Here is a 25242-nt window from a genome sequence, read left to right as displayed (position 1 = left end):
CACGAGTTCCGTGTGCACGAGGCACTACACGATCGACCCCAGGCGCGACCTCAACAACTCGCCGGCGGCTATCTGGAAGGTGGCCCATCGGAACAGTCGACTTCCCTTGATGGTGGGGCACGACACCGACGCCTGCTCGTCAGTTCCTGCCCCGTCGCCCGGGGCCCGCTCAGCGGCCTGGGGCTACCGCGCTCCCCCGCAGCAGGGGCGGAAGCGGTGCCACAAACCTACGATGGCTCGAGAAGGCGCCATCAAGTCGAACCGGCATTCCAGAGGAGGCCGCGATGGTGGAGCACTTTGTCTGGGTGACGACGCGCCGCATCAAGCCGGGCGCGTTGGAGGAGTTCGAGAGGGCCTGGCGCCCGGACCCGTACCCACAGGCGCTGCGCCGCGCCTACGCGTACTGGTCCGAGGACGGGCAAGAGATCACCGGGGTGTCGTTCTGGGACACCAAGGAGGCGTGCGACTCCTGGCGGGCCTCCGCGGCGGAGACACAGCGGCGTGAGGCCATGGCCCCTTACATCGTCGAGGAGCGGGAAGGCTTCTACCGCGGCCGCGAACTCGGAGTCGGGCACGCCTGAAGCCGCCGCGGTCCTTGTGCCCGCGTTCCGGAACGCCGGGCGAGGACGGACAGCACCGGCCCGCCGGCCCCGCGGACACCGACACCGACCCCCATCGATCCTCCGGGGCGACAATGGAGTCATGGCCCCATAAACGGTGAACCGAGTTTTGAGGTGGCCGATGAGCACTCTCGAAGAACAGATCGACGTTGATGTTCCGATCGCTGTGGCCTGGGAAAGTCTCCACCAGGTGGAGACCTATCCGAGATTCGTCGAAGGAGTACGCGAGGCTCGTTCGCAGGACGGGCACCGGGCGCGCCTGGACATCGACGCAGGCGGCCGAGCTCAGGAGTTCGAAGCCGAGATCACCGACCGCGGCAAGGAACACATGATGGAGTGGCAGACCACGAGCGGTCCCGACCTGTCGGGAACCTTCTCACTGCTGCCCATCGACCGGGAGCACACCCGAGTCCAGGCCCGGATCGAGTACGACCCGGGCACCCTCAAGGAGGCGTTCGGCGGGCCGAAGGGATTCGCCCAGGCAACCGCGATCGAACGGCTTGTACGGGACGACCTCGAGCACTTCAAGGAGTTGGTGGAACGGGAACGGTGAGGCGCCCCCACCGATAGGGATTGGCCTCACGCTTCGCGAGGGCGTACGACGGCAGTGCGGCCCTCGTGGCCCGTCCGTGCGCTCAGCGCCGCGGCAAACAGCGGTCAACAACGGCCCCGTGCACCCGTGTACGGGCGCTCCGTCGGCAACTGGCCTGGTAAGCCCCATGTCGACCGCAGGCGGCGGCGTTGATTCCCGAGCTCGGAGCGCGAGTTCGATTCTCGTCACCCGCTCGTGGACGAAGACCCAGGATCGGCACGGCGTCCCAACTCCCCGAGTTGGGAAGAAGAAGCTCCGGCCGCTGCGCGCGCCGGACGATACCGAGGGGCGCGGTGCTCGCCGAGCCGGTCAGCGGACCGGCTCGGCCGGGTGCCAGGGGGCGCCGGGCCGGGTGGGGCGGGCGTCCGGGGCGAGCCTGAGCGCGTACGTCGCCCGGTCGGCGCCGGACAGGGGGCCGAGGTAGTCGTGCCCGACCATGTGGCACCAGGCCGGCAGGTCGAGCGGGGCGGCCGGGTCGGTGGCGATGACGTGGACGACCGTGCCCGGCTCGGCGTCGGCGATGCGGGACCGCAGGCGGAGCAGGAGAGTGACGCACAGCAGACCGGTGCCGTCGACGGTGATGTCGGCGGCCGGTACCGGGGAGGCGCTCACCGGGGGAGGGTCTGGGTGACGCGCCACAGCCGGCGGGGCAGGTCGCCCTCCTCGAAGGGGTGGACCTCCTGCGACTGCCAGCCGTCGGCGAGAGCATCGACCAGGTCGCGGGGGAAGAAGTGCACTGCGAATCCGCCGTGCTCCCAGATGTCATCGCCGTGCCCCGTACCGGCCCCGTAGTGGGCGTCCCCGGTATGACGGACGGTGTAGACGAAGACGCCGCCCGGCCTCAGCACCCGGCGCACCTCGCCGACCAGGGCGTGGATCTCCTTCGTGGACAGGGCCATGCACAGCAGCATGTGCGCGAACACCGCGTCCACCGAGCCGTCCGCCAGCGGCAGCGGCTCGCGTACGTCGTGCACCGCGGTCGCGACTCGCTCGGCCATGCCCTGGGCGCCGGCCGCCTCGTGCAACTGCTCCAGGCCGACCGGGCTGAAGTCGGTCGCCTGGACGGTGAAGCCCTCACGGGCGAAGTAGACGGCGTCGCGGCCGTGCCCGGCCCCCAGCTCCAGAACCTGGCGTGCCCCGGCCGCCCGGAACACCCGGGCGGCGTGGACGGCCGGCTCGGACGGCTCCTCGCCGTACATGCCGGGGTGCTCGCCGTATGTCCGCTGCCAGTGCTCCCGCTGAGCCCCGGCGAGCTCCCGCTCGTGCTCCGACATGCTGACGCCCTTCTCCACCGCCCGGTCCCGTGTGGGCCAGCCTAGGTCTACGCTGCGCCGCCGCAGCGAGCGGTCGTCGGGGCGCAGGTGAGAGGCGCTCGCGCCGGGGAGCTCGACCTGGCCCTGGCCCCTACGGCCGTTCTCCGGTACGTCGGTACGTCGCTCAGGACGCAGGCGGTCGAGGAGCCGGCGAGGACGATCCATGGGGCAGTGCCCGCGCTGTCCGGCTCGCGGTGGCGGCGGGTGTGCCGATATCGAGTGCCTGCCGGGCGAACCGGAGGGCGTACGGCAGTGCGGCCCGGGTGAGCGGGCCGGCGCCGGCGGCGATGGCTGTGGCTGCGACTACGGGCTCTGCGTATGCGACGGCGCGCAGAAGGACGGCAGGAGTCCACAGTCGGCTCGCGTGCCGCAGGGCGGGCAGGTCGGGAAGCGCAAGGGTCAGGGTCCGGTCGTCGGCGTCGGGGCGCGGCCAGGTGAGTTCGATGCGCATGAAGCGGCCTCCACAGGAGGTTGGGCCCGTTGACTGCGGTGGGCGTTCGGGATGACGGCTCGGGGCCGAGCCGGGCACTCTGCCGTCGCCTCCTCAACGGCCCAGGACTCGCGCGGGGTGTCGGTCAGCGATCCGCAGCGGCCTCTGCCGGGACCGGGACGCCGATCTTCTCGGACTTGTCTCAGCAGGGAATTCACAGCGCAGCGCACTTCACCGCCGACTACGCCGAACGGCGCAGTTGGATATGTCCAGAGTTGCCGAAGTAGCCCGATCTGGTCAAGGTTGCCGGAAAGGTGAGAAGCGCCACGGCGTCGACGTGCATGCCTCACCTTCACTACGGAGGGAGAGCGACCATGACTGACAGTTCCCATGCGCATGGCTCAGGGGACACGAAGGTGCAGCATCCCGTCCAGGAGACGCTGGCGCACCCCATGCAGACGGTGACGACGGCCATGGAGAAGGTCCCTGGCGCCGAGAGGGTCAAGGGATTCGTCGACGGTGTTCTGGACTCCGTCGGGATCGTCTCGCCCCATACACGGCGTGTCGCGGCTTACACCGGTGCCGGGCTGCTCGGCGTGGCCGGTGTGGTCGAGTGGCCAGTGGTCGCGGCGGGCGCCGCCGTGGTATGGCTCACGCAGCCGCGTCCCAAGGATGTCGCGGCGGCCCAGACAGCCGGCGAGGCCCGCGCCGAAGCATTGCAGGCGAAGCACGCCGCCGGGTCGGCCAAGGCGTCGACCGCCACCGGGAAGGCGAAGTCCCGTCCGGGCAAGGCCACGTCGGGGACGGCGAAAACCCGCGCGCCCAAGTCGACGAGCACCTCGGGCACTGCGAAGGCCCGCTCGTCCAAGCGCGCTGCCGCGAACACCTCACGCACCAAGGCAGGTGGGCGGAAGAAGCCTTGACGCCTGCCTTCCACCCGCTCCGACCACCGTTCCGCCGCCGACCCGTGCGGCAAGCCCGCGAAGGTGAGACATGCTGCTCCGCTTGCTGACCGGGCTGCCCGCCGTGGTCCTCCAGAACGCCCTGGCTGCCCCCGTCGAGGCCACGCGCAGGATCGCCCCGCCGGCCACCGACACGGCCCGGATGGTCGCTGAGCTGGTGAGCGCCGGTGCGCGTGGCGCCGTGAGCGGCGCGGCGGCGGTGTCGGCGACCGCACTGCGGGTCGGCAGGGTCGCCCGCAACGCCGTGACCCCTCACGTCGGTTACTGGCGCGCCGGCTCCCGCATGCACGTCGCACTGCGGCACCATCCGGACTCGCAGGAACCCACCGCGGAGCAGCTCGAGGCAGCCGCCGAGAAAGTGGCGGTCGAGCTGGCCGAGCACCCTGACGTGCTGATCGCTTACTGGGACGGCGGCCTGGGGCGGCTGGTCATGCAGACCACCGAGGATGCGATCGGCGAGCATGTGGTGGACTGGGTGTCCGAACTGGCCGCCGAACACGGGCTGGTGCACGTCGGTGACCAGACGCTGGAACACGCGCACCCGGGTGCAGCCGGGGGCGTGCGCGCCAATGCTGTCGCCGTGGCGTGCGACGCGGCGGGCATCGCCACCTCCCTCGTGGCACGGACAGTCTTTCTGAAGCCGGTGCCGGAGGTCGTCGTGGCCGCGGTCGTCGTGATGCGTGAGGACTCCCGGGTACGGACGGTGCTGAGCCGCGCGCTGGGCCCGGACATGGCCGATCTGGTGCTCGCCGCGGCCCATGCGGCTGTCTGTGGGGTCGGGCAGTCGCCGAGTCCGCTGCTGCTCGACGCGGCATTGCGGACCGCACAGTTGGTGGAGTCCGTTGCCCAGCTCGCGACGTTCGACGCCCTGCACGACACACTGTGCGCTCCGGACAGGCTGACCGTGGCCGGAGACGACGTCGTACGTCCACCGCTGCGTTCGTGCCCCGGCGACAAGTATGCCGACGCCGCGATCAACGGGATGCTGGGCGGCGCCCTCACCACGCTCCTGTTCACCCGCAACCTCGATGAGGCGGCCGAGACCGTACTGGCCGGTTCGCCCAAGGCTGCGCGCTACGGCCCGGCGGCCTTCACCGCGGCGCTCGGCAGTGCCCTGGCGCGCGAGGACGTGCTGGTCCGCAGCCCCGATCGGCTGCGCCGACTGGAGCTTGTGGACACCGTGGTCCTTCATCCTGAAGCGCTGCGCGGCACTCGGCGCGCGGTGCTCGAGGTCCACCCCAGCACGGCCGGCTGGGATCACCGTCGGCTGTGGCGGGAGTCCACCGCAGCCCTGAGTGCGCCCGGGGACGGGGCAGTGCCCTCCGGGGAGGCGGGACTCGGCCTGCGACCGGTGCCCGACGAGTTGGCGTCGCACACGGGACGGTCGGACACGGAACTGATGATCGCGTCGGTGCGCGGCGAAGACGTCGGTACCGTCCTGGTCGGCTGGGAGGTCGACCCGATGGCCGAGGCCGCGTTGGACGCGGCGCGCCGGGCCGGCCTGCACGTTGTTGTGCTGGACGACCACTCGCTCGGCGAGTTCGGGACGCTGGCCGACCAACTCGTCCCTGCCGGGATGCCGTTGGCCGATGTGGTGGCCGGCCTGCAGAGCGACGGGCGGACGGTCCTCACGGTGGCGCGCGTGCCGGACGGCCGAGCTGCAGCGGAACAGGCGTCGACCGCGGCCGCCCGCGACGTACTCGACGGGCTGCTCCGCAGTGACATCGCCGTCGCCGTCGCCGACGAGCGCAGCGCTGTCGTCTGGGGCGCGGACATTCTGCCGCTGCGCGGGCTGGAGGGCACGTGGCGGTTGCTGTCCGCCGTGCCCGCTGCACGGGCGGCCGCCCGACGGGCCAAGTTCCTTGCCGAGGCGGGCGCCACGCTCTCCGAGCTCCTGGTACTCACCCGCGGAGCCCGGACGCAACGGGTCCCCTTCCCCCTCGAACTGCGGATCAGCCCTGTCAACATCGCCACCGCCGCGGCTCTGGTGTCGGGCTGGTTCACCGCGCTGGGTGTCGCCGCCCGTACGACCCCGCACCCCGGGCCGCGGGTGCCCTGGCACGCTCTGCATCCGGAGGAGGTCATGGCCCGGCTGGCGAGGGCGCCGCGGGCCGCGCCCACCGCATGGGCGGTGGTGCGGACCCGGGCCGGCCGCGTCGTGGGCGCCGCAGCCACTCACCCGGCCTTCGCGCCGACGCGGGTCGGCGCACATCTGGCAGGCGCCGTGTGGGCCGAACTCGACGACCCCTTCACCCCGATCCTGCTGGTCGGTGCCACCGCGTCGGCGCTGCTGGGGTCCGCTGTGGACGCATTCCTCGTCATCGGCGCCGTCGCGGGGAACGCCTTGGTCGGCGGAGTGCAGAGGCTGCGCGCGGAGCAGGCACTGTCCGAGCTCGTCACCGGGCAACGGCGAACAGCCCGGCGCCTCCCCGACGTGTCAGCAGATGAGGCATCCCTCGTGGAGGCCGAACGACTGGCGCCCGGCGAGGTGATCGAGCTGCGCACCAATGACGTCGTGCCGGCCGACGCGCGCCTGCTGGAAGTCAGCGGCTTCGAGGTCGACGAGTCCTCGTTGACCGGCGAGTCACTGCCCACCCGCAAACAGGTGGACGCCGTACCACAGGCGCCCGTCGCCGACCGCAGTTGCATGGTGTTCGAGGGCACCACGGTGGTGGCCGGCCACGCCCGCGCCGTGGTGGTGGGCACCGGCGACCAGACCGAAGCCGGCCGCGCGGCGTCCCTCGCCGCCCGGGTCCCCACCTCGGCAGGGGTCCAGGCACGACTGCACCGGCTGACCCGCCGGGTCCTGCCCCTCACCCTCGCCGGCGGCGCCGCGGTGGCCGGTCTGTCCCTGCTGCGCGGCAGCCCCGTGCGCACCGCGCTCCAGGGCGGGCTGGCTGTCGCGGTGGCCGCCGTCCCCGAAGGCATGCCCTTGGTGGCGACGGTGGCGCAGATGTCCGCGGCGCGGCGGCTCAGCAGACTGGGTGTCCTGGTCCGCACGCCGCGCAGCCTGGAGGCCCTGGGACGCGTGGACACCATGTGCTTCGACAAGACCGGGACCCTCACCGAGAACCGGTTGCGGGTCGTCCACCTGGTCACTGCCGCCGGCGCCGAGCACCCGGCGTCGGACCCCGAAGCGGAACTGATCCTTCGCATCGCCGCCCGGGCCTGCCCGCGCGTCGCCGAGCAGCCGGGTGTCCACGCCCACGCCACCGACGAGGCCGTCCTGGCAGCCGCCCCGCGCGAGATCGGGTGGACCACCGTGCGGGCCCAGCCCTTCGAGGCGAGCCGGGGCTACGCGGCCGCCGTCGGAAGAGACGACGACGGCGAGGACATGCTGGTCGTCAAGGGGGCGCCTGAAGTCATGCTGCCCTGCTGCCCCGATGCGGATCCGACAGCCGTCGACACGGTGCATGCCCTTGCCGCCCAGGGCCTGCGGCTGCTGGCCGTCGCCCAGCGCCGCCTCGCGGCGGAAGATGCGGCGGAGGCACTGGACAAGCCCCTTGAACTGCTGGAACTCATCGGATTCGTGGCACTGGCCGACACCCCTCGCGCCAGTTCGGCTCCGCTCGTGTCCGGTCTCGGCGAGATCGGCGTACGACCCGTCATGCTCACCGGCGACCACCCTCAGACCGCCCGTTCCGTGGCGGTCGCTCTGGGCTGGCCTTCGGATGTCACGGTCGTCACCGGTGACGAGCTGGCCGCACTCGACCGGGCGGGGCGGGCGCGCCTGCTCCGGGACTGCGGCGTGGTGGCTCGCGTCGCACCCGAGCAGAAGCTGCAGGTGGTCGAGGCGCTCCGGGAGGCGGGACGCGTCGTGGGCATGGTCGGGGACGGCGCCAACGACGCCGCCGCCATCCGCGCCGCCGATGTCGGGGTCGGCATCGCGGCGCGCGGATCGGCCGCCGCACGCAACGCCGCGGACCTCGTGATCACCAACGACGAACTGTCGGTTCTTATCGACGCCATCGGCGAGGGCCGTGCCCTGTGGCGAAGCGTGGCCGACGCGATCAGCATTCTGCTCGGAGGGAACGCCGGCGAGGTCGGCTTCTCCGTACTGGGCACCTTGCTGTCCGGTACGTCGCCACTGACGACGCGTCAACTGCTGCTGGTCAACCTGCTCACCGACATGTTCCCGGCGATGGCGGTCGCGGTCACCCCCCACGATCCGGAGCCCACCGGTGAGCCCACCGCAGCCGACGACGCACCGGTAGGCCTCGCCGTCCTCGGCCAGCCCCTGACCCGCCAGATCCGCCATCGTGGCCTGATCACCGGAATCGGCGCCGCCATCGCATGGCTGATCGGCAGCCTCACTCCGGGCTCGGCGCGGCGCACCAGCACGATGGCCCTGTGCGGTGTGGTCGGCGCCCAGCTCACCCAGACCGTCGTCGGACGCCGCCACAGCCCACTGGTCCTGGCCACCGTCCTCGGCACTGCTGCCGTGCTCATCGCCCTCGTCCAGACGCCCGTCGTCAGCCACTTCTTCGGGTGCACGCCGCTGGGCCCACTGGCGTGGGCCGGCGTGGCCGTAGCCATCGGCGCCGCCGCCCTCGGACCCCGCGTACTGCCGCAGGCCGACCGACTGCTGGCCGACCTCACCTCGCGAGTGCGTCCCGTGGTGCGGCTCGCCCACTGACGACCTGAAGGTGATTCAGGGCGGCGACGGGAGTCAGCAGCGGCAGTCAGGAGCCACCTGGCGTCCCTCGCGGCCGAGCTCCAGGTCCGCAACCGGGTCGAGACCGCCGCTTGGGCCTGGGAGAGCCGGCTCAGGGGCTCCGACCAGTCACCCTGACCAGGAGACCGCTGCCCGGCCGTCGTTGCGGGACTGACAGCGTTCAGCCCTGTCCGAGGCTGTCCGGGCCTCGGATCACGGGCAGCTCCGCCGCAGGTCAGGATGGCTGCGTCCACCCCCGGTCGGCCGGCTGGTCTCGGCGGCTGAGCCCTCGCTCCTTCGGTGTTAGCGTCGCGTCCATGTCCAAGACCGAGATCGACGCACTGACCGCCGAGTTCTTCGGCGCCTTTGACAACCGGGGCGGCAAGGCTGCCGACGTGGACCGGATCCGGCGGCTGGTCCTTCCAAGCGGCGTGATCGTCACGACCGCCCCCAGGTTCACGGTCTACACCGTGGACGAGTTCATCGAGCCCCGTCGGCGGCTGCTGTCCGACGGCCGACTGGTCGAGTTCTCCGAGTGGGAGACCTCCGAACGGACCGAGGTCGCGGGCGATATCGCGTCGCGGTTCGGCGAATACCGCAAGTCCGGAATCCTGGACGGTGAGCCGTTCGAGGGTGCCGGGACCAAGACCATCCAGTTCGTCCGCACCGCGGACGGCTGGCGGATCACGGCAGTCGCCTGGCACGACCGACCCTGATTCGTCGGGCACCCCGTCGGGGCGGGACGGCGGGCAGGGGGCTGCCCGTCTTCATGCGGTTCGCGGCCGCCGGATCACTCCTTGGAACCGCCGCCGCAGCCGCATGAAGACGGCCGAACCCTCCGACCGGCAGGAACGGGCCGATCAACTCCGTTCCTTCGCCCAGGAGTTCTGCACGCGTCACCTGAGCTCTTTCCGCCGGCCGGAAGACACCACAAGGAAGAGATGCCCCACCTCTTGCCCACAATCGAAGAGGTCCAGCCGGCTGCCCTGGAGCTCCTCCTCGCCCAAGGTGCCGGAAGCCGAAGGTCTCAGAGCCTGTCGGGTGACCTCTGATCGGACTACGGGGTCATCGTGTCCGGTAGGCGTCGATGACGGTTTGGGTGAGGGTGTTCCCGCCGGTGTCGGTCAGCTCCGCGCGCAAGGAGACGCCGGCCCCCGCGCGCGGGTTGTGGATCGTGACGGCGCCGCCCTCGACCGGAACCGGGGTCCACGAGGCGCCGCTGTCCACGGATACCGAGACGGCAAGCGAGCGCACACGTCCGTCCGCGGCGGCGCCCAGCACCGTGACGGGGATACGGAGTGTCGCGTTCGCCGCCGCGGTGCCGGTCGGGCTGAGCGCGGGCGAGAACCGCACGACGCTCACCGGCACCGGGGTCGGGCCGGTCGTGGTGAGCGAGGTGAAGGTCCACGACGCGGTCACACGCGTGGTGGTGCCGGGCGCACCCTTGCGATTCACCATGCTGGTGAGCCGGTACTCCGCGCTCCCCGGCGGCACGGTGAACGCGGCTCGTCCGGGGGCGCCCGCCTGGGTCCCGACGCGCACGCCGTTGCGGTGAAGAGTGGTCGAGGCCTTGTCGTACTGCGGTGACGACGGCACGTGGCCATCGCCGTCGGCGAGCAGCGGGACATCGACGGCGACGCGGTCGCCGTCGCGTACGACGCCGGGGCGGCCGGTGAGGTCGGGACCGAAGACGGCGTTGTCGAAGGTGTGCGTGGTCGTGCCCCCGGCCCGCACGGCGACACCATTGGCGCTGTAGCGGTTCGATGCCGCGCCGGGCGTACCGGGGGCTGTGTAGGCGATGTCCCAGGTGCCGCGTTCAGGTGTCACGAGGTAGGTCGCGGTGCCGGGGGTCGCCAGCATCTGGGCGACGCCGACGGTCGGTCCGGCACTCGGTTGCAGGTCGACGGACGCGGTCCCTGCGGTGCCCGGTCGGGCCGCGCCGCGGATCTGCACGGTGGCCAGGTCCTCCGGGGAGGGGTGCCGGGTGAGCCCTGTCAGGGCGCGGGGGCCGGTGAAGGTGTAGCCGAGCGCGTAGCCGACGGTCTCGGTCGTCCAGTACGCGTCGAACCACTGCTTCACCGATCCGGGTTCGCTGTCGGGGCCCAGGTGCGCGACGCGCAGGTTCGGGCTGGAGTTGATCAGGTTGGCGTCCCGGGTGGCGCCGTCGTGCGTGACCTGGACGAACATCGCGCTGTGCAGGAAGCCTGCGGAGCGGTCGGGCGGCCGTACGTCGACGGGGAGGGTGGTCCGCGCGTCGACGGTGATGGTGGTGTCGCGGTCGAGGTCGAGGCGCGGTTGGACGATCCAGTCCGTCCCGTCCGCTTCGTTACCGGTGGTCAGGGAACTGTCCAGGAGATACCGGCCCCGGGGCAGGCGCACGGTGGTCGTGCCGGAGGCGTCGTACGGATGGACGGCCTCGTCGGCACCCGGGCCGGAGATTCCGGTGACGTTGGTGGCGAAGTCCCCCGTCCTGTGGCCGGTGCGGTCGAGGTGAGTGATCGTGAGGGCGTATGTCGCCGGCTCCGCGGCGAAGGCGGTGGTGTCCCATGCGGGCGTCGCGCTGCCGACCAGGGCCACGGCGAGAGCCAGAGTGCGCAGGACACTCCGGCGGGGTACGGAAGAACTGTTCATGATCTGCTCTGCGCTTCCGGGCGCCGGCGTTCCCGTGAGCTGCGTCACGCCGGGTGCAACGGCGCGGCCCAGGGCGGCACGTGTGGCGCACGTCACCGGAACCGGCGCAACGGACGCGGCAGAGCAGAGTGTGGAATCACTCATGAGGAATCGCTTCCGCCGCGGAGACCGCGACGCCTTGGGAGAGCTGTACGACGAGCACGCCCAGGTGCTGTACCGCTATGCCCTGCGGGTGACGGGCAACTGGGCGGAGGCCGAAGACGTCGTCTCGGCGACCTTCCTGGAAGCATGGCGCAGCCGGGAGAAGCTGCGCCCCGACGGGGACAGTCTGCGCCCGTGGCTGCTGGGAATCGCCACCAACATCATGCGCCGCAACACACGCGCACGCCGACGCCGCGAGATCGCGCTCGCCCGCGTGCCGGAGCGTGGTTCGATTCCGGACTTCGTCGACGATCTCGTCACGCACCTCGCGGATGCCGAGCAACTGCGCGCCGCGCACACCGCACTCGCCCGCCTGCGGCGCCGCGACCGAGAGGTCTTCACCCTCGTGGTGTGGGCCGGCCTGGACTACGCGGCCGCGGCCGACGCACTCGGTGTGCCGGTCGGCACCGTCCGGTCTCGCCTGTCCCGCGCCCGTACCCGACTGCGCGAGCTCGCCGGCGCCGAAGCCCGCGCCGCACGTTCGCAGACCACGCCCGCCGGAGCCGATCGGCCGGCCGCGGCGGAAAGCAGGGACCACTCCGCCAGCCCCGCCAAGCCAGTACCGGACCGCATCCCCGTGGCCCGGCCGTTGACCCAGGAGAACCACGGATGAACACCTCCCCGCGGCGCCGTACGCATCACCGGTCCGAGGACACCGAACGCCTCGGACTCACCGGCCTGCTGCCCCCGCCGCCGGTCCCCGGCCTGGATCCCGACCGTGAACTGCTGTTGAAGGAAGCACTGCTGCGCAAGGCCGCCCTCGCCGAACCGCCCGGCGTCCTCACCACCGGGGCCTCGCGCCCGCGCCGGCGCCTGGTCCGGGTCCTGGCGCCGGCCGTCGCCTGCACCGTGGCGGTCTGCGGCGTCGTGGCCGTGAACCTCGCGGACAAGCCCGGGCGTGGCACCACCGCGGTCACGCGTGGCGGCGCCCCCCGCGCACCCGAGGTGACACAGCTCCTCGACCGCATCGCACTCGCCGCCGCCGGAAGGAAGCAACCGACGGTCCGTGCCGACCAGTTCGTGTACATCGAGAGCAAGGTCGCCTACGCCGCGCAGAGCGCCGGAGGAGGCCCCGTGACCATGGCTCCCGTACACACGCGGCAGGTGTGGTCGCCCGCCGACGGCAGCCGCCCCGGCCTGCTGCGCGAGGGGGGCGGGCCCGACACCCCGCTCGACGCCGACGCACCGGTCCACACCCTCGACGGCCCAGGAGCGACACCCCGGCCGAGCACCGCGGGCAAGAGGGGCCCGTCGATCAGCAACCCGACCCACCAGTACGTCGCGTCGCTGCCCACCGACCCTGACGCCCTGCTGAAACTGATCCGGGACGAGACCCGCGGACAGGGTCAGGACCCGGACCAGCGAGCATTCACCGCGATCGGCGAACTGCTGGCCGAGACCTGGGCACCACCACAGGTCAGCGCCGCGCTCTACAAGGCCGCCGCGAGGATCCCCGGGGTCACGGTGATCCATGCGGCCACCGACGCCACGGGACGCGAGGGCGTTGCCGTCGCCCGTACGGCGCACGGGCAGCAGACGCAGTGGGTCTTCGACCGGACCACGTACGCATTCCTCGGTGAACGCACGGTCCTCACCGAAGCCGGCGACGCCGGCCCGGCCGGGACAGTTGTCGGCACCTCCGCGGTCCTCACCAAGGCCGCAGTCGACCGTGCCGGCGAAACTCCCGTGCCGATGACCGCATAGAGGGGCGGCCGTGCACATGGGCCGCCCCGGATCGCGGTTCCACCGGGGCCGGCAGCTACCGGCCCCCATCCGTTCAGGAAGCCGAGAAGGCCGCAAAAAGCGATGGAGGCGGCCGATGGCAGCGGTGCGGGACGGGAAGCCGGTCCCGGCCGGGACACGACCGTGGAATCAGGTGGCACCGGCCCGTGTGCGTGCACGGACTGCACCGATCGGCGACCTCGTCCCCCAGCGGGCCCGGTCCCGGGCGCCGCCGGCCCCGGGGCAACAACGCCCTGCGAGCAAACGCCTCCGAGCCGGGCGGGGCAAAGCTGCTCCGGTCGGCATCTGTGCCAGGGTGAGGTCATGCGTCGTGCGCTGGCCGCCCCCTTCGCGGTCGCGGCCCTGGCCGGTGTCATGCTCGTCCGTTCGTGTGGGGCGGGCAGCGGAGCCGAGGACCCCGGCCGCCCCGGCATGCAGGGGCGGGCGGCGGCAGGGATCGAGCAATTGACCGTCGAGGTCGCCGAGATCCTGCCCCACGACCCGAAGGCCTTCACCCAGGGCCTGGAGATGACCGAGGGCATGCTCTACGAGAGCACGGGCCTGACCGGACAGTCCTCGGCCCGGATGGGACGGCCGGGCAAGTCCCCTGTGGCCCGCGCCGAGTTGCCCCCGCCGCTCTTCGGTGAAGGAATCACCGTCATGGGGCCGACGCTGTTGCAGCTCACCTGGCAGAACGGCATCGCGGTCGAACGGGACGCAAGGACGCTGGCCGAGTTGCGCCGGGTCCCCTACCGGGACGAAGGCTGGGGGGTCTGCTACCAGCGGCAGCGCGGGCGGCTGGTGACGAGCAACGGCTCCGCCCGGCTCACCTTCCGGGACCCCCGAACACTCCTCAGGACAGGGGAGATCACCGTCACCGCCGATGCGCGGCCTGTGGGGCAGCTGAACGAGCTGGAATGCGTCGGCGACATCGTGTACGCCAACGTCTGGCCCGAGGACCGGATCGTGCGTATCGACGCCACCACCGGCAGGGTGACCGGAGACATCCGGGTTCCGGCCCTGCTCAGCGCAGCCGAGAGGCGGCACGCAAACGTCCTGAACGGTATTGCGGCTGTTCCCGGAACCGATCAGTTCCTGCTCACCGGCAAGTGGTGGCCCAAGATGTTCCGGGTCGCCTTCGTTCCCAGGTGAACCGCCACCTGTCATTCCGGCATCACGACGGCTGCCACGGTGAAACCCACACCGGGTACGCCCCGGAGCGCGCCCGGGCTCGGCACACACGGCGCGAGCCGCGTGGCGGGTCCTGCGGCGGTTGTCGCAGGACCCCGCCCCCGCCACGGCCGCGGCGAGAACTCGGTCACCCCCGCGCAACGAAATACGCCGGAAACGCGCGGGTGTTCATTACGAAACGCGCGCCGGTCACCCTCTCTGTCGGCCGACCCGCACGCCGCCCCGAGGAGGGACTCCCTCTTGAACCCCGTGACCCTGGCCGCGGCAGGCCTCGACACAGGCGACACCGCCTGGCTGCTCGCCGCCACCGCGCTCGTCCTGCTGATGACCCCCGGACTGGCCCTGTTCTACGGCGGCATGGTCCGCACGAAGAGCGTCCTCAACATGCTGATGATGAGCTTCGTGTCCATCGCGCTGGTCACCGTCGTCTGGCTGGTCGCAGGCTATTCACTGGTCTTCGGCGACGACGGGTTCGCCGGCCTCATCGGCAACCTCCACCATGCGGGCATGGCGGGCATCGGCCCCGGCACCCTCACCGGCAGCGTCCCCACCCTGCTGTTCACCACGTTCCAGCTCACCTTCGCGATCATCACGGCGGCACTGATCAGCGGCGCGATCGCGGACCGCATGAAGTTCGCGGCCTGGCTGGTCTTCGTGCCGGTGTGGACCCTGCTCGTATACGTCCCCGTCGCACACTGGGTGTGGGGCCCCGGCGGCTGGATCGCGCACTCCCTCGGCGCCCTGGACTTCGCCGGAGGCCTCGTGGTGGAGATCACGTGCGGAGCGTCGGGCCTGGCACTCGCCCTCGTGCTGGGCCCGCGCATCGGCTTCAAGAAGGACGCGATGCGTCCGCACAACCTGCCGATGGTGATGCTCGGCGCCGGCCTGCTCTGGTTCGGCTGGCTCGGCTTCAACGGCGGCTCGGCCCTCGGAGCCAACGGTCTGGCGGCGGCCTCGCTCCTCAACACCCTCGTCGCCGGATCCACCGGCCTGCTCGGCTGGCTCTTCGTCGAGCAGAAGCGGGACGGCCATCCGACCACCTTCGGCGCGGCGTCGGGCGCGGTCGCCGGCCTGGTGGCGATCACGCCCGCATGCGGCACGGTCAGCATCCTGGGCGGCGCCGTGGTCGGACTCGCGGCGGGCACCGTCTGCTCGTACGCGGTCGCGTGGAAGTTCCGGTTCGGCTACGACGACTCGCTGGACGTGGTCGGCGTGCACTTCATCGGAGGCGTCGTCGGCACGCTGCTCATCGGCCTGTTCGCGACGGCCACGATGACCGGCGGCACGGAGGGTCTCCTCTACGACGGCGGACCGGGTCAGCTCGCCCGGCAGGCCGTCGCCGTGGTTGCCGTGGCCGCGTACACGTTCCTCGTGACCTACGGGATCGGGAAGGCGATCGACAAGCTGATGGGGGTGCGGGCCTCCGCGGAGGAGGAGCTCACGGGCCTGGACCAGACGGTGCACGCGGAAAGCGCCTACGATCACGGCGTCCTGGGGCATGCCGCCTCGCAGACCCCGGCCCACCAGTAGTGCCGTGAGGGGCACTGGACACCTCTTCCCAAGGACAGGAACCCTGCCCCCATGAAGCTCATCACCGCGATCGTCAAGCCGTACCGCCTCGACGAGGTGAAGACCGCTCTGCAGGAGCTCGGCGTGCACGGACTGACCGTCACGGAGGCCGGCGGTTACGGGCGTCAGCGCGGCCACACCGAGGTGTACCGGGGCGCCGAGTACCGGGTCGATCTGGTGCCCAAGGTCCGCATGGAGGTCGTCGTCGAGGACGCGGAAGCGGACCTGGTCATCGACGCGGTGGTCCGCGCCGCCCGGACCGGCAAGATCGGCGACGGCAAGGTATGGGCGCTGCCCGTGGACACGGTGGTACGGGTCCGCACGGGCGAGCGGGGCCCGGGCGCGCTGTAGCGCAGCCGCCCCGTCCCCGGGGCAGCTTTCCGTCTCCCTCCGCGGTGGCGCGCGGCACCCCGGCCGCTGCGCGTGGGTCTCCCGGACGCGCACCCGGCGCCGCGGCCGGAACGGGTACAGAACCGCGCTCGGCAGCGGTCACGGCAGCGCGTCTCTCCGCCGCCCGGCTCCTGAACGGGTGTCAGCTCAGCTGACCTGACTCGAACGGGCCGGTGCTGCGGATCCGCGGCTTCCGGCATACGCAGGCCGAGTGAGCTCAGGTCGGCGTCGCCCGCTCCCGCACCGTGGTTCTGTGCACGGATGCTGCACCGGAAGGCCCCTGAGAGCCTGTCGGGGTGGACGGGGCGGGGGGCTGATGCGTGATGATGTTGCCCAGCTCAGTGGGTAGTTGGTCAGAAGAGCCGGTTGGGGGTCCTGCTTGTGAATGATGCGGTCGAGTTGGCGGACATGATTGCGCAACTGCGCCAGGAGCTGAGCCGGGCGATGTCAGCCGGTGAGGACGCCGACCTGCGGTTCAAGGCGGAGCGGGTGGAGCTGGAGCTGACGGTGGGGGTGGAACGGACCCACGAGCCGGGGGTGAAGGTGAGGTTCTGGGTGTTCGACGCGAGTGCGACGGCGAAGCGGTCCGCCACGGTCACTCAGAAGCTCACGTTGACGTTGCAGCCGGTGCGCACGGACACGCCGGACCAGATGGCGTTGATCTCCGGGGACGAGCTGCTCGGTGAGGACTGAGGGGGCGGCCGTGAGCGGCGGCCTGGACCCGCACCGCATCGCGGAGGTCATCGTCACCACCACCGGCGGCAGCGGGCGGCGCGGGTCGGGGTACCGGGTCGGCGACACGGCAGTGCTGACCGCGTTCCATGTGGTGGCCGAGGCCGCAGACGTGCAGGTGCGTTTCGACGCCGACCGACCGGGGCAGTGGGTCGCAACCGCGGTGGTGGCCTGGTCGGACACCGGCACCGATGTGGCTGTGCTGACCTTCGCGCCCCAGCCGGGTGCCACTCCCGTCACGCCCGCACGGTTCGGGCGTATCGGCGACGACCGTCATGCCGTCATCGGTGTGCATGCAGCGGGATTCCCGCTGTGGAAGCGGCGACGCAGCCCCGATGGGCGGCAGTTCCGGGAACTGCACCAGGCGGACGGGACCGTGGCGGCCCTGTCCAACCTGAGGACCGGCACCTTGGAGATCACCGTTCCGGTGGCGGCTGCCGACCCCGACCCCAAGGTGTCGCCATGGTCGGGGATGTCGGGCGCCGCCGTATGGGCCGGGAGCCGCATAGTCGGTGTGGTCGCCGAACACCACCGGTGGGAAGGGCTGGGCCGGCTGGCAGCAGCCCGCATCGACCACACCCTGCGCCGGGTCGGTGAGCCACGTCGGAGTGAGCTGGCCGAGCTGCTGGTGATCACCGACCCGCAGGCGCTGCCTGACGTGGGTGCCGAGCCGCCCGTCTCGGATTCTCCGCCCCCGCAGGCGGGCGCGAAGGTCATCGGGCTGCCCGTCACGCATGGGCTCGAGTTGTTCAAGGACCGCACCGAGATACGCGAGATGATCGGCCGTCACCTCGCGGATCCAGCCGTCCGCATGGTGACCGTCACGGGCCGACGGGGCATGGGCAAGAGTGCGGTCGCCGCCAAGGTCATGGCGATGCTGGAGCAGGGCGAGTGGCCGGGCCACGCCCAGGCGCCGCTTCCGTCGGGACTCGTCCATCTGAGCACCCGCACCTCCGGTGTCTCCCTGGAACGCCTCTACCTCGACTGCGCCCGCGCGCTCGGCTCCGATCGCGAGACGCGTCTGCTGGACATCTGGGCCACGAACCGCCCTGTACAGGACAAGATCGGTGAGCTGTTCGCCGCGATGGGGGACCAGCTCTTCATCATCCTGATGGACAATCTCGAGGACCGGCTTCAGGACGACGGCCGACTCGACGACGACGAACTCGCGATCTTCCTCGACTGCCTCTTCCGGGCACGGTCCACGCCACGGCTGCTGGTCACGTCGCAGATACCGTTGCGGCTCGCACCCGAGTTGCGCCGTTTCGCCGCGGAAGTCGAGCTGTCCGACGGGTTGCCGCCCACCGAGTCCGTCGCGCTGCTGCGCGAACTCGACCACGACGGCAGCCTCGGCGTGGCGCAGCTGTCCGACGATCAGCTGCTGCAGGCGGCGGTCCGTGTCCACGGGGTTCCGCGCGCACTGGAGCTGTTGGTGGGCGCCATGGCCGACGACACGCTGATGCTGCCGACGCTGCAGGACGTGCTGGAGGACTTCACCCTGCGCGGCAACGTGGTCGCCGGCCTCGCCGAGGACCGGTACCAGCGGCTCGGCCCTGAAGGCCGCACGGTGTTGAACGTCCTCGCGGTGCTGCGCACGCCCGTGCCGCGGGAGGCGATCGAGTGGATCGTGCGCGGCCTCGATCCCGGCCTCGACGTCATGTCTGTCCTGTCCCACCTGCTCCGGATGCGCATGCTGTCGGTGGACCGGGCCAGCCGCACCTTCGCACTGCACCCGATGGACGCCGACCTCGCGCACGGCGCCATGCCACGGGACGGCGCTCTGGGACGGCAGTCCATGGAGCGGCGGGCGGCCGACTGGTACGCGAGTATCGCCCCGCCCCGCCAGGACTGGCGCGGTCTGGACGACATACAGCCGTACCGACGCGAATTCGACCACCGGGTGCGCGCCGGGGACATGAACGAGGCCGCACTGGTCCTCGGCACGATCAGCGAATGGATGGTCTGGCACGGCTCGGTGCTTACGGCGAACTCGATGCACCTGACACTGGAGGAACAGTTGACCGACGACCGGGCGCGTCTCGCCCATCTCATCAGCTTCGGGCACGTCCGGTTGGGCGGCGGCCCGTTGACACACGCGGCGGACCTCTTCACCGAGGCGGCCGACCTGGCCGAGCGCCTCGATGACCGCCATGCGCTGCAGAACGCCATGTTCGGCCTGGGCGATGCCTACCGTCAGCTGGGACGCCTCGACGCCGCCATCGGCCCGCTGGCCCGGGCCGGCGATCTGGCGCATGAGAACAGCGACGCCGAAGCCGAGGTGCATGCCATCCTGAGCCTCAGCCTCGCCCACAGCACCCTGGGCGACGGGGCGGCGGCCCTTGCCGGTGCCGACCGGCTGCGCGAACTCGCACAGACATCAGGGGACCTGCTTACCGAGGCCCGTTCATGGAACGCCCGCTTCACCGCCCTGCTGACCATGGGCCGTTGGGAGGAGACCATCGCAGCGGGCGACAGGGCCGTGCGCGCCTACCAGGACGTGGGCATCCAGGAAGCCACGGACTACGCGCTGAACGCCAAGGGCGTGGCCATGCTCGCGCTGGGGCGGGTGGAGGAAGCTCTGGCATCGCTGGAGGCTGCGCTCCAAGCGGCGTCAGCGATGGAGAATCCGCGCACCGAGGGTGTCTGCCTCTACAACATGGCGTGGGCCCACTGGACCGACGGCGGATACGGACAGGCCGCCGAGACAGCCGAGCGAGCAGCCGCCTCCCTGCAGCTCGCCGGGGCCACGGAAGCCGCCGCGGCGAAGGCGCTCGCCGAGGCGGCCCGCGCCCGGACGGTGCCGGATCCGCAGGCGGCCGCCGACGCGCTGGCCCGGGCCGCCGACGGCGTCGGAGGCAATGTCGAGATGGTCCGTCCGGCCTGGCTCATCGAGGAGGCAGAGCGGTTGCGCGGCGAAGCCTGACGCTCGGCGACCCGAATGCCCTGGTGGTGGCGGGTGCCGTGAGCGCCGTGCTCAGGTTCTTGCCCCCGATCGCTGCGGGTGTCATTGATTCCCGAGCTCGGAGCGGGTGACGCGTTCGCCTCTCGTCGCCCGCTCCGCAACGGCCCGCTCGCCACTACTCGCCGATACGTACCATCGCGAGCGTGATGTTGTCGGGGCCTCCCGCCTCGATAGCGGCCTTCCACAGCTCGAAAGCGGCCCTGCCGTCGTTGTGCACGCGCAGCAGACTGTCGAGTGCGTCCTCCGTCACCGGGTCGGTCAGCCCGTCGGTGCAGACCAGGTAGCGATCACCTGCGGACAGTGGCGCCGTCGTCACGTGGGGCGTGATGGCGCTGAACCGGCGGGCGCCGCCGAGTGCCTGTGTGACAAGTGATGTGGTGCGCCGGCCCGGTGCCAACGGCGGGCTGTCGTCCACGCTCACCTGGCGGAGTCCGTCCCCGGTCGCGTCGAGCACCCTGCTGTCGCCGACGTTGAAGGCAAGCAGCGACTCCGCCAGCACGACGGCGCCCGCGACCGTGGTCCCCATGGCGACCAGTTCCGGATTGCCGTCGGCGGCTGCGTACACCGCATCATTGCAGGCGTTCAGAGCGTCACGAACGGCTTCCTCGCTGTCCAATGAAGGCCCGAACGAAGCGAGTTGGCGGACGACCAGCGCACTGGCCACTTCGCCGGCGGGCTGCCCGCCGATCCCGTCGGCGACCGCGACGACGATCGGGGTGCCGAGAGGGAACAACAGCGTCTGCGGATTCTCGGTCACGGTGCCGCACAGCGTCCACGGTCCGACAACGAGGCTGTCCTCGTTGTGATCGCGAATGAGCCCGGTGTGACTCAATGCAGTGACGGCTATGTACGGCATCGAAGGCCCCGCTCTCCGCAATGGCAGGCGCGTCCCGCATCTCCATTGTGGCGCCGTGGGCATGCGGACGCCCTCATGGCTGCCCGGATCTCGCCGACCAGGGGACAGCGAGGGCACAGGGGTACGGGGCGCGGCCCCATGCGGCCCCGATCGTCCGTCGACGTCGGCCTCCGACCCGTCCGTACGAACCCGGCGCAGCCCCGCCCGGGAGGCTGTCGCGCATTCGACCGCGCCGCACCGGACCACGCCTTCGCGGCGCCAGACTTTACTAGCGGACGAGATAGTATCTTCCGCGCTACTATCTTTTCGACTGGATAGTCAGGAGGGACCGCTGTGCACCGCTTCATCGGCCGGGCCCAGGAGCTGCGCATTCTGGGGCGGACGCTCGACGAGGTCCGGGCCGCCGCAGGGTCTGCGAAGCCTGGACAATGCACGCTTCTGCGTGGTCGGCGACGGGTCGGGAAGTCCAGCCTGGTCGAAGAGTTCCTGCAGCGTGCCGGGGTGCCGTATCTGTTCTTCACCGCGGCCGGCGGGTCGGCCGAGGACGAGCTCGCCGAGCTCGCCGATGCGGTGGCGACCTCCACCCTGCCGGAGCGCGGCCTGTACTCCGAAGAAGCACCGACCCAGTGGAACGCGGCCTTCAGACTGCTTGCGGAGATCCTGCCCGAGGACACTCCGAGCGTGGTCGTCATCGACGAGGTTCCGTACCTCATGGACCGCGTCGACGCCTTCGAAGGCATGCTGCAGCGAACCTGGGACCGGCTGCTCAGCCGCAAGCCGGTGTTCCTGCTCCTGATCGGTTCCGATCTGTCGATGATGGAGGCGCTCGGCAGCTACGACCGCCCCTTCCATCAGCGAGGGCGCGACATGGTTCTGGGGCCGCTCACCCCGGCCGACATCGCCGAGATGCTCGACCTGGACGCCGCCACCGCCTTCGACGCCACGCTGATCACCGGCGGGCTCCCGCTGCTCTGCCGGGAGTGGCGCCCTGGGGCCTCCATGTGGGAGTTCCTGACCACCTCGCTGGAGAACCCGACCTCCGCCCTCCTGGTCTCCGCGGAACGCTCACTGGCCGCGGAGTTCCCGCCCCAGGCGATGGGCCGGGAAGTCCTGCGCGCCATCGGCACCGGGGAGCGGACCTTCAGCAACATCGCGCGGGCCGCCGGAGGCATCGCGCACAGCACCCTCAGCCGGGCCGCGGAACTGCTCATCGACAAGCGTGCGGTGGCTGCCGAGCTCCCGCTCTCCCTGCGCCCGTCCAAGGAACGCCGCTATCGGGTGGCGGACCCCTACATGCGGTTCTGGCTGGCCTTCGTCGAACCCCACATGGCGGAGATCGAGCGCCTGCGCGGGGACCTCACGCTCGCCCGGATCAGGGACCGTTGGACCACCTGGCGCGGGCGCGCGGTCGAGCCGCTGATCCGCGAGTCGCTCGCACGCGCCCTGCCCGATGACCGGCTGCCCGCCGCACCGGCCATCGGCGGCTACTGGACACGCAGCAACGACGTCGAGATCGACCTGGTGGGTGCCGACCGGCAGCCCGTCGCCAAACGGCTGCTGTTCCTCGGCTCGATCAAATGGCTGGAGACCTCACCGTTCGACGGGCACGATCTCACCGCACTGCACAGACACCGGGCAGCCGTAACCGATGCTCCTGTCCCGCTCGTCGCGGTCTCGCGCTGCGGAGTCAGCTGTTCGGGGCTGCAGGCCGTCTACGGCCCCGAAGAACTGCTCGCCGCGTGGCGCACGCACCGATGAGCGACGGCGTGCCACCCGTACCCTTCGCGCCGCCCGTGCCCCTGTGCGCCACTCAGGACGGTGGACAGCTGTCACCAGGAGCGTCCTCGGACCGTCCGGAGCGGTGCGCGACGAGATCGCCCCGCAGAATCGGCGACGCGCTGCCGGATACGCCGCGCCGCTGACGCCGGCCCTGCCCGTCCGTGCCTCCACCACGGCGCACTCGCCGGGTGAGGCGTTACGGCCCTCGGCCTCAGGGGCAGGGATCGGACCATGCCCATGCTCGTCGGAACCTCAGGGTGGCAGTACAAGGACTGGCGCGGCGTTCTCTATCCCCCCGGGCACCCGCAGCGGCTGTGGCTGGAGGAGTACGCCCGGCACTTCGCCACCGTGGAGAACAACAACGCCTTCTACCGGCTTCCCACGGCGGAGATCTTCGCCTCCTGGCGGGAGCGGACGCCGGAGGGCTTCGTCATGGCGGTCAAGGCCAGCCGCTACCTGACCCATCTGAAGCGGCTGCACGATCCCGAGGAGCCGGTGCTCCGGCTGATGGATCATGCCGAGGGTCTCGGCGACCGCCTGGGACCCGTACTGCTCCAGTTGCCTTCGAACTTCCGTGAGGACATCGGGGCTCTGGACGCCTGCCTGAGCTGCTTTCCCGACAGGGTTCGGGTGGCCGTCGAACTGCGGCACACCTCGTGGTGGGAGGCGGAGCGGGAGCTCAGGGCGGTGCTGGAGCGGCATGGCAGCGCGCTGTGCTGGGCAGATCGTGGATCCCGCCCGGTGACGCCGCTGTGGCGTACCGCGCCATGGGGGTACGTACGGTTTCACGGCGGCATCGCGGAGCCGCCGCCGCGCTACGGTCGCCAGGCGTTGACGTCCTGGGCCCGTCGCATCGTCGACGCCTGGCCCGACGAGGACGATGTGTATGTGTACTTCAACAACGACCTGGGTGGTGCGGCCGTCGTGGACGCCGTGAAATTCGCCCGCGCAGCGGCCGCGTTGGGCCGGACGGTGAGCCGCACGCCTCCCGGAGCCCTGCCGGAGCAGTCCACGTCCTGAGGGTTTTCCTGCCGGGCTGCGGTGGTTCCGGGTGCGGGTCGCGAATTCCCGTACGCGGGGAGTGGCTTGAAGCAGCATGCACCTCGCCCGTCACCATGAGGCGGCCCGCACCGGTGGGCCCTTCGCCCGGCGCCCCGGCTCGACCGCATGCCGTTGATTGGCGACCGTGCGGGACCTGGCTGATGATGGAAGTTCAAGGAGCGACGTCCGAAGGCTGGGCCATGGCGGTGTGGCATGTGCGGGACTTCACGCCGGACGATCTCGAATCGGTGGTGCGGCTCGACGCTGAGAGCGCCACGACCGACCAGCCCGCGGTGTTCCGCCTGTCCGAGGTCGTCGCCGCGGTGCAGGCGCAGAATCCCGGTGTCGTCGCGGTGGCCGACGGACATCTCGTGGGCGCGGCGGTGGGGCGGGTGGACGGCGACCGGGCCTGGGTGCTGCGTATCGCCCTGCACCCGGCCTGGCGGAACCTGGGGCTGGGCACGGCGCTGCTCTCCGCCCTGGAGCAGCGCCTGCAGAGTGCCGGAGCCAAGATCGTCGCCGCGGTTCTGCCCGAGGAGGAGACGGGCGCCGCTGCGCTCGGCCATTCCGGGTTCCGACAGCATCGGGGGCTGACGTACTTCGAGAAGGTGCAGTCGGTGACCGCCCAGGACTCCGCGATCCTGTCCTCGCTCGGGGCGAAGGTGCCCGCTGTCGGGCTCTGGGAGAAGCTCTCGGGTATGGCGGACGAGAAACGGCTCGTCGAACGTCGACTGGTGCTTCCCCTCGCCAACCCCGAACTTGCTGACGCGCACGGCGTCGAACCACCCCAGGCCGTCGTGCTGTTCGGGCCCCCGGGTACGGGCAAGAGCACGTTCGCCAAGGCTGTGGCAAGTCGGCTCGGCTGGCCGTTCATCGAGCTCTTCCCCTCCCGGCTCGCGCTGGAGGACGGGCTCGCGCACGGACTCAGCCGCCGCTTCGAGGAGATCGCACAACTCGACCACGCGCTGGTCTTCATCGACGAGGTGGAGGAAGTCGCCGGCACCCGCAACCTCGCCGACCCCACGTCTGTCGGCGTGGTCAATGAGCTCCTCAAATCGATCGTGCGGTTCCGCGACCGCGACGGCAGACTCCTCATCTGCGCCACCAATACGGTCGCCGCCCTGGATCCGGCCTTCCTGCGCCATGGCCGATTCGATTACGTCCTGCCCGTCGGGCCGCCCGACCACGAGGCCCGTAAGGCCCTGTGGACCAGCTATATCGCCAAGACCGGAGCCGATGCCGACACGGCCGTGCTGGCCGAGGCCAGCGAGGGATTCACCCCCGCCGACATCAAGCAGGCCGCCCGTACGGTCGCCCAGGCCGTCTTCGAACGCACCCTCGACACCGGAGAGAGGGCCCAGCCCACCACCGAGGACTTTCTCCACACGATCAGACACACCCGTCCCACCGTCACCACCGACATGGCCCTGGAGTTCGCCGACCACACCATCCGCTACGGCCGCACCTGAAGGCCCGCGCCGGCATTGATCCTCCTGGCGGGCCCACGGCTGCGGGTGCTCTCCGAACGGCTCGGGCAGGGGTTTCCGGATGATCGCGGGAGGCGTACGAAACCGGGCGCCGCAGGAGAACACCCCTT

The 25242-nt window shown here is 71.1% G+C and carries 20 protein-coding genes; 15 read left to right on the top strand and 5 right to left on the bottom strand.

What is annotated here, in order from left to right; genetic code table 11:
* The first annotated feature begins 284 nt into the window (after positions 1–284).
* Both OG972_RS22090 and OG972_RS22085 read left to right on the top strand, forming a co-directional pair.
* A complete protein-coding gene (locus OG972_RS22090) occupies positions 285–581 on the top strand; it encodes a hypothetical protein (RefSeq protein ID WP_266984043.1) in 297 nt (98 codons plus the stop codon).
* A gap of 160 nt (positions 582–741) precedes the next feature.
* Positions 742–1173, top strand: coding sequence for an SRPBCC family protein (locus tag OG972_RS22085; RefSeq protein ID WP_266984041.1), 432 nt, complete (start codon positions 742–744; stop codon positions 1171–1173).
* A 348-nt stretch (positions 1174–1521) separates the two neighbouring features.
* Here OG972_RS22085 and OG972_RS22080 read toward each other — a convergent pair whose 3' ends face one another.
* The 3 genes from OG972_RS22080 to OG972_RS22070 all read right to left on the bottom strand — a co-directional run bounded on the left by OG972_RS22080 (position 1522) and on the right by OG972_RS22070 (position 2976).
* Positions 1522–1824: a sulfurtransferase TusA family protein gene (locus tag OG972_RS22080; RefSeq protein ID WP_266984039.1), complete on the bottom strand. Its 303-nt coding sequence runs from the start codon at positions 1822–1824 to the stop codon at positions 1522–1524.
* Positions 1821–2486: a class I SAM-dependent methyltransferase gene (locus OG972_RS22075; RefSeq protein WP_266984037.1), complete on the bottom strand. Its 666-nt coding sequence runs from the start codon at positions 2484–2486 to the stop codon at positions 1821–1823. Before OG972_RS22075 ends, OG972_RS22080 begins: the two co-directional genes overlap by 4 nt.
* Before the next feature lie 163 nt (positions 2487–2649).
* Positions 2650–2976 carry a hypothetical protein gene (locus OG972_RS22070; protein WP_266984035.1) on the bottom strand — a complete coding sequence of 109 codons (327 nt, stop codon included), beginning with the start codon at positions 2974–2976 and terminating at the stop codon, positions 2650–2652.
* Between the two features lie 353 nt (positions 2977–3329).
* Here OG972_RS22070 and OG972_RS22065 point away from each other — a divergent pair, with 353 nt between their 5' ends.
* The 3 genes from OG972_RS22065 (at position 3330) to OG972_RS22055 (ending at position 9287) form a co-directional block, all read left to right on the top strand.
* On the top strand, positions 3330–3878 hold the full coding sequence (locus OG972_RS22065) for a hypothetical protein (protein WP_266984033.1): 549 nt from the start codon (positions 3330–3332) through the stop codon (positions 3876–3878).
* Between the two features lie 70 nt (positions 3879–3948).
* Complete coding sequence (locus tag OG972_RS22060) at positions 3949–8553, top strand: cation-translocating P-type ATPase (RefSeq protein WP_266984031.1); 4605 nt, start codon at positions 3949–3951, stop codon at positions 8551–8553.
* A 335-nt stretch (positions 8554–8888) separates the two neighbouring features.
* Positions 8889–9287 carry a DUF4440 domain-containing protein gene (locus OG972_RS22055; RefSeq protein WP_266984029.1) on the top strand — a complete coding sequence of 133 codons (399 nt, stop codon included), beginning with the start codon at positions 8889–8891 and terminating at the stop codon, positions 9285–9287.
* 349 nt (positions 9288–9636) lie between these two features.
* Here the strand turns inward: OG972_RS22055 and OG972_RS22050 are convergent, their stop codons facing one another.
* Entirely contained in the window at positions 9637–11202 is a 1566-nt protein-coding gene (locus OG972_RS22050) for a serine protease (protein ID WP_266984027.1), read from the bottom strand.
* A 142-nt stretch (positions 11203–11344) separates the two neighbouring features.
* On the opposite strand from OG972_RS22050, the gene OG972_RS22045 reads away from it, so the two are divergent.
* From OG972_RS22045 to OG972_RS22015, 7 genes are all read left to right on the top strand, one after another.
* Positions 11345–12016, top strand: coding sequence for an RNA polymerase sigma factor (locus OG972_RS22045; RefSeq protein ID WP_266984025.1), 672 nt, complete (start codon positions 11345–11347; stop codon positions 12014–12016).
* Positions 12013–13107 (top strand): CU044_5270 family protein, encoded by a 1095-nt coding sequence (locus tag OG972_RS22040; RefSeq protein WP_266984023.1) that lies wholly within the window; start codon positions 12013–12015, stop codon positions 13105–13107. The genes OG972_RS22045 and OG972_RS22040 overlap by 4 nt, the downstream gene beginning before the upstream one ends.
* A 342-nt stretch (positions 13108–13449) precedes the next feature.
* Entirely contained in the window at positions 13450–14277 is an 828-nt protein-coding gene (locus OG972_RS22035) for a glutaminyl-peptide cyclotransferase (RefSeq protein WP_266984021.1), read from the top strand.
* A gap of 279 nt (positions 14278–14556) precedes the next feature.
* A complete protein-coding gene (locus tag OG972_RS22030) occupies positions 14557–15846 on the top strand; it encodes an ammonium transporter (RefSeq protein ID WP_266984019.1) in 1290 nt (429 codons plus the stop codon).
* 51 nt (positions 15847–15897) lie between these two features.
* Entirely contained in the window at positions 15898–16236 is a 339-nt protein-coding gene (locus OG972_RS22025; protein WP_266984017.1) for a P-II family nitrogen regulator, read from the top strand.
* A gap of 420 nt (positions 16237–16656) precedes the next feature.
* Positions 16657–16968 (top strand): trypco2 family protein, encoded by a 312-nt coding sequence (locus OG972_RS22020; RefSeq protein ID WP_158719168.1) that lies wholly within the window; start codon positions 16657–16659, stop codon positions 16966–16968.
* Positions 16969–16978: 10 nt separating this feature from the next.
* Positions 16979–19930 carry a trypsin-like peptidase domain-containing protein gene (locus tag OG972_RS22015; RefSeq protein ID WP_266984012.1) on the top strand — a complete coding sequence of 984 codons (2952 nt, stop codon included), beginning with the start codon at positions 16979–16981 and terminating at the stop codon, positions 19928–19930.
* 154 nt (positions 19931–20084) lie between these two features.
* Here the strand turns inward: OG972_RS22015 and OG972_RS22010 are convergent, their stop codons facing one another.
* On the bottom strand, positions 20085–20825 hold the full coding sequence (locus tag OG972_RS22010) for a PP2C family serine/threonine-protein phosphatase (RefSeq protein WP_266984010.1): 741 nt from the start codon (positions 20823–20825) through the stop codon (positions 20085–20087).
* Positions 20826–21158: 333 nt separating this feature from the next.
* Here OG972_RS22010 and OG972_RS22005 point away from each other — a divergent pair, with 333 nt between their 5' ends.
* From OG972_RS22005 to OG972_RS21995, 3 genes are all read left to right on the top strand, one after another.
* The gene (locus OG972_RS22005) at positions 21159–22583 is read left to right on the top strand and encodes an ATP-binding protein (protein ID WP_266984008.1); all 1425 of its coding nucleotides are present in this window, start codon (positions 21159–21161) and stop codon (positions 22581–22583) included.
* Between the two features lie 252 nt (positions 22584–22835).
* Complete coding sequence (locus OG972_RS22000; protein WP_266984006.1) at positions 22836–23624, top strand: DUF72 domain-containing protein; 789 nt, start codon at positions 22836–22838, stop codon at positions 23622–23624.
* A gap of 221 nt (positions 23625–23845) precedes the next feature.
* Positions 23846–25114, top strand: coding sequence for an ATP-binding protein (locus OG972_RS21995; protein WP_266990653.1), 1269 nt, complete (start codon positions 23846–23848; stop codon positions 25112–25114).
* Positions 25115–25242 lie beyond the last annotated feature (128 nt).

The organism is Streptomyces sp. NBC_01669 (assembly GCF_026339735.1).
In the GTDB taxonomy this organism is placed as follows: domain Bacteria; phylum Actinomycetota; class Actinomycetes; order Streptomycetales; family Streptomycetaceae; genus Streptomyces; species Streptomyces yanii.
Note: the sequence above shows the minus strand (reverse complement) of the source record. Positions and strands in the feature narration are given on the sequence as shown.

Coding starts and splice junctions, on each gene's coding strand:
- OG972_RS22035 (WP_266984021.1), top strand. CDS start 13,450: ATGCGTCGTGCGCTGGCCGCCCCCTTCGCGGTCGCGGCCCTGGCCGGT.
- OG972_RS22040 (WP_266984023.1), top strand. CDS start 12,013: ATGAACACCTCCCCGCGGCGCCGTACGCATCACCGGTCCGAGGACACC.
- OG972_RS22085 (WP_266984041.1), top strand. CDS start 742: ATGAGCACTCTCGAAGAACAGATCGACGTTGATGTTCCGATCGCTGTG.
- OG972_RS22060 (WP_266984031.1), top strand. CDS start 3,949: ATGCTGCTCCGCTTGCTGACCGGGCTGCCCGCCGTGGTCCTCCAGAAC.
- OG972_RS22000 (WP_266984006.1), top strand. CDS start 22,836: ATGCCCATGCTCGTCGGAACCTCAGGGTGGCAGTACAAGGACTGGCGC.
- OG972_RS22010 (WP_266984010.1), bottom strand. CDS start 20,825: ATGCCGTACATAGCCGTCACTGCATTGAGTCACACCGGGCTCATTCGC.
- OG972_RS22050 (WP_266984027.1), bottom strand. CDS start 11,202: ATGAACAGTTCTTCCGTACCCCGCCGGAGTGTCCTGCGCACTCTGGCT.
- OG972_RS22090 (WP_266984043.1), top strand. CDS start 285: ATGGTGGAGCACTTTGTCTGGGTGACGACGCGCCGCATCAAGCCGGGC.
- OG972_RS22055 (WP_266984029.1), top strand. CDS start 8,889: ATGTCCAAGACCGAGATCGACGCACTGACCGCCGAGTTCTTCGGCGCC.
- OG972_RS22045 (WP_266984025.1), top strand. CDS start 11,345: ATGAGGAATCGCTTCCGCCGCGGAGACCGCGACGCCTTGGGAGAGCTG.
- OG972_RS22075 (WP_266984037.1), bottom strand. CDS start 2,486: ATGTCGGAGCACGAGCGGGAGCTCGCCGGGGCTCAGCGGGAGCACTGG.
- OG972_RS21995 (WP_266990653.1), top strand. CDS start 23,846: ATGGCGGTGTGGCATGTGCGGGACTTCACGCCGGACGATCTCGAATCG.
- OG972_RS22025 (WP_266984017.1), top strand. CDS start 15,898: ATGAAGCTCATCACCGCGATCGTCAAGCCGTACCGCCTCGACGAGGTG.
- OG972_RS22070 (WP_266984035.1), bottom strand. CDS start 2,976: ATGCGCATCGAACTCACCTGGCCGCGCCCCGACGCCGACGACCGGACC.
- OG972_RS22065 (WP_266984033.1), top strand. CDS start 3,330: ATGACTGACAGTTCCCATGCGCATGGCTCAGGGGACACGAAGGTGCAG.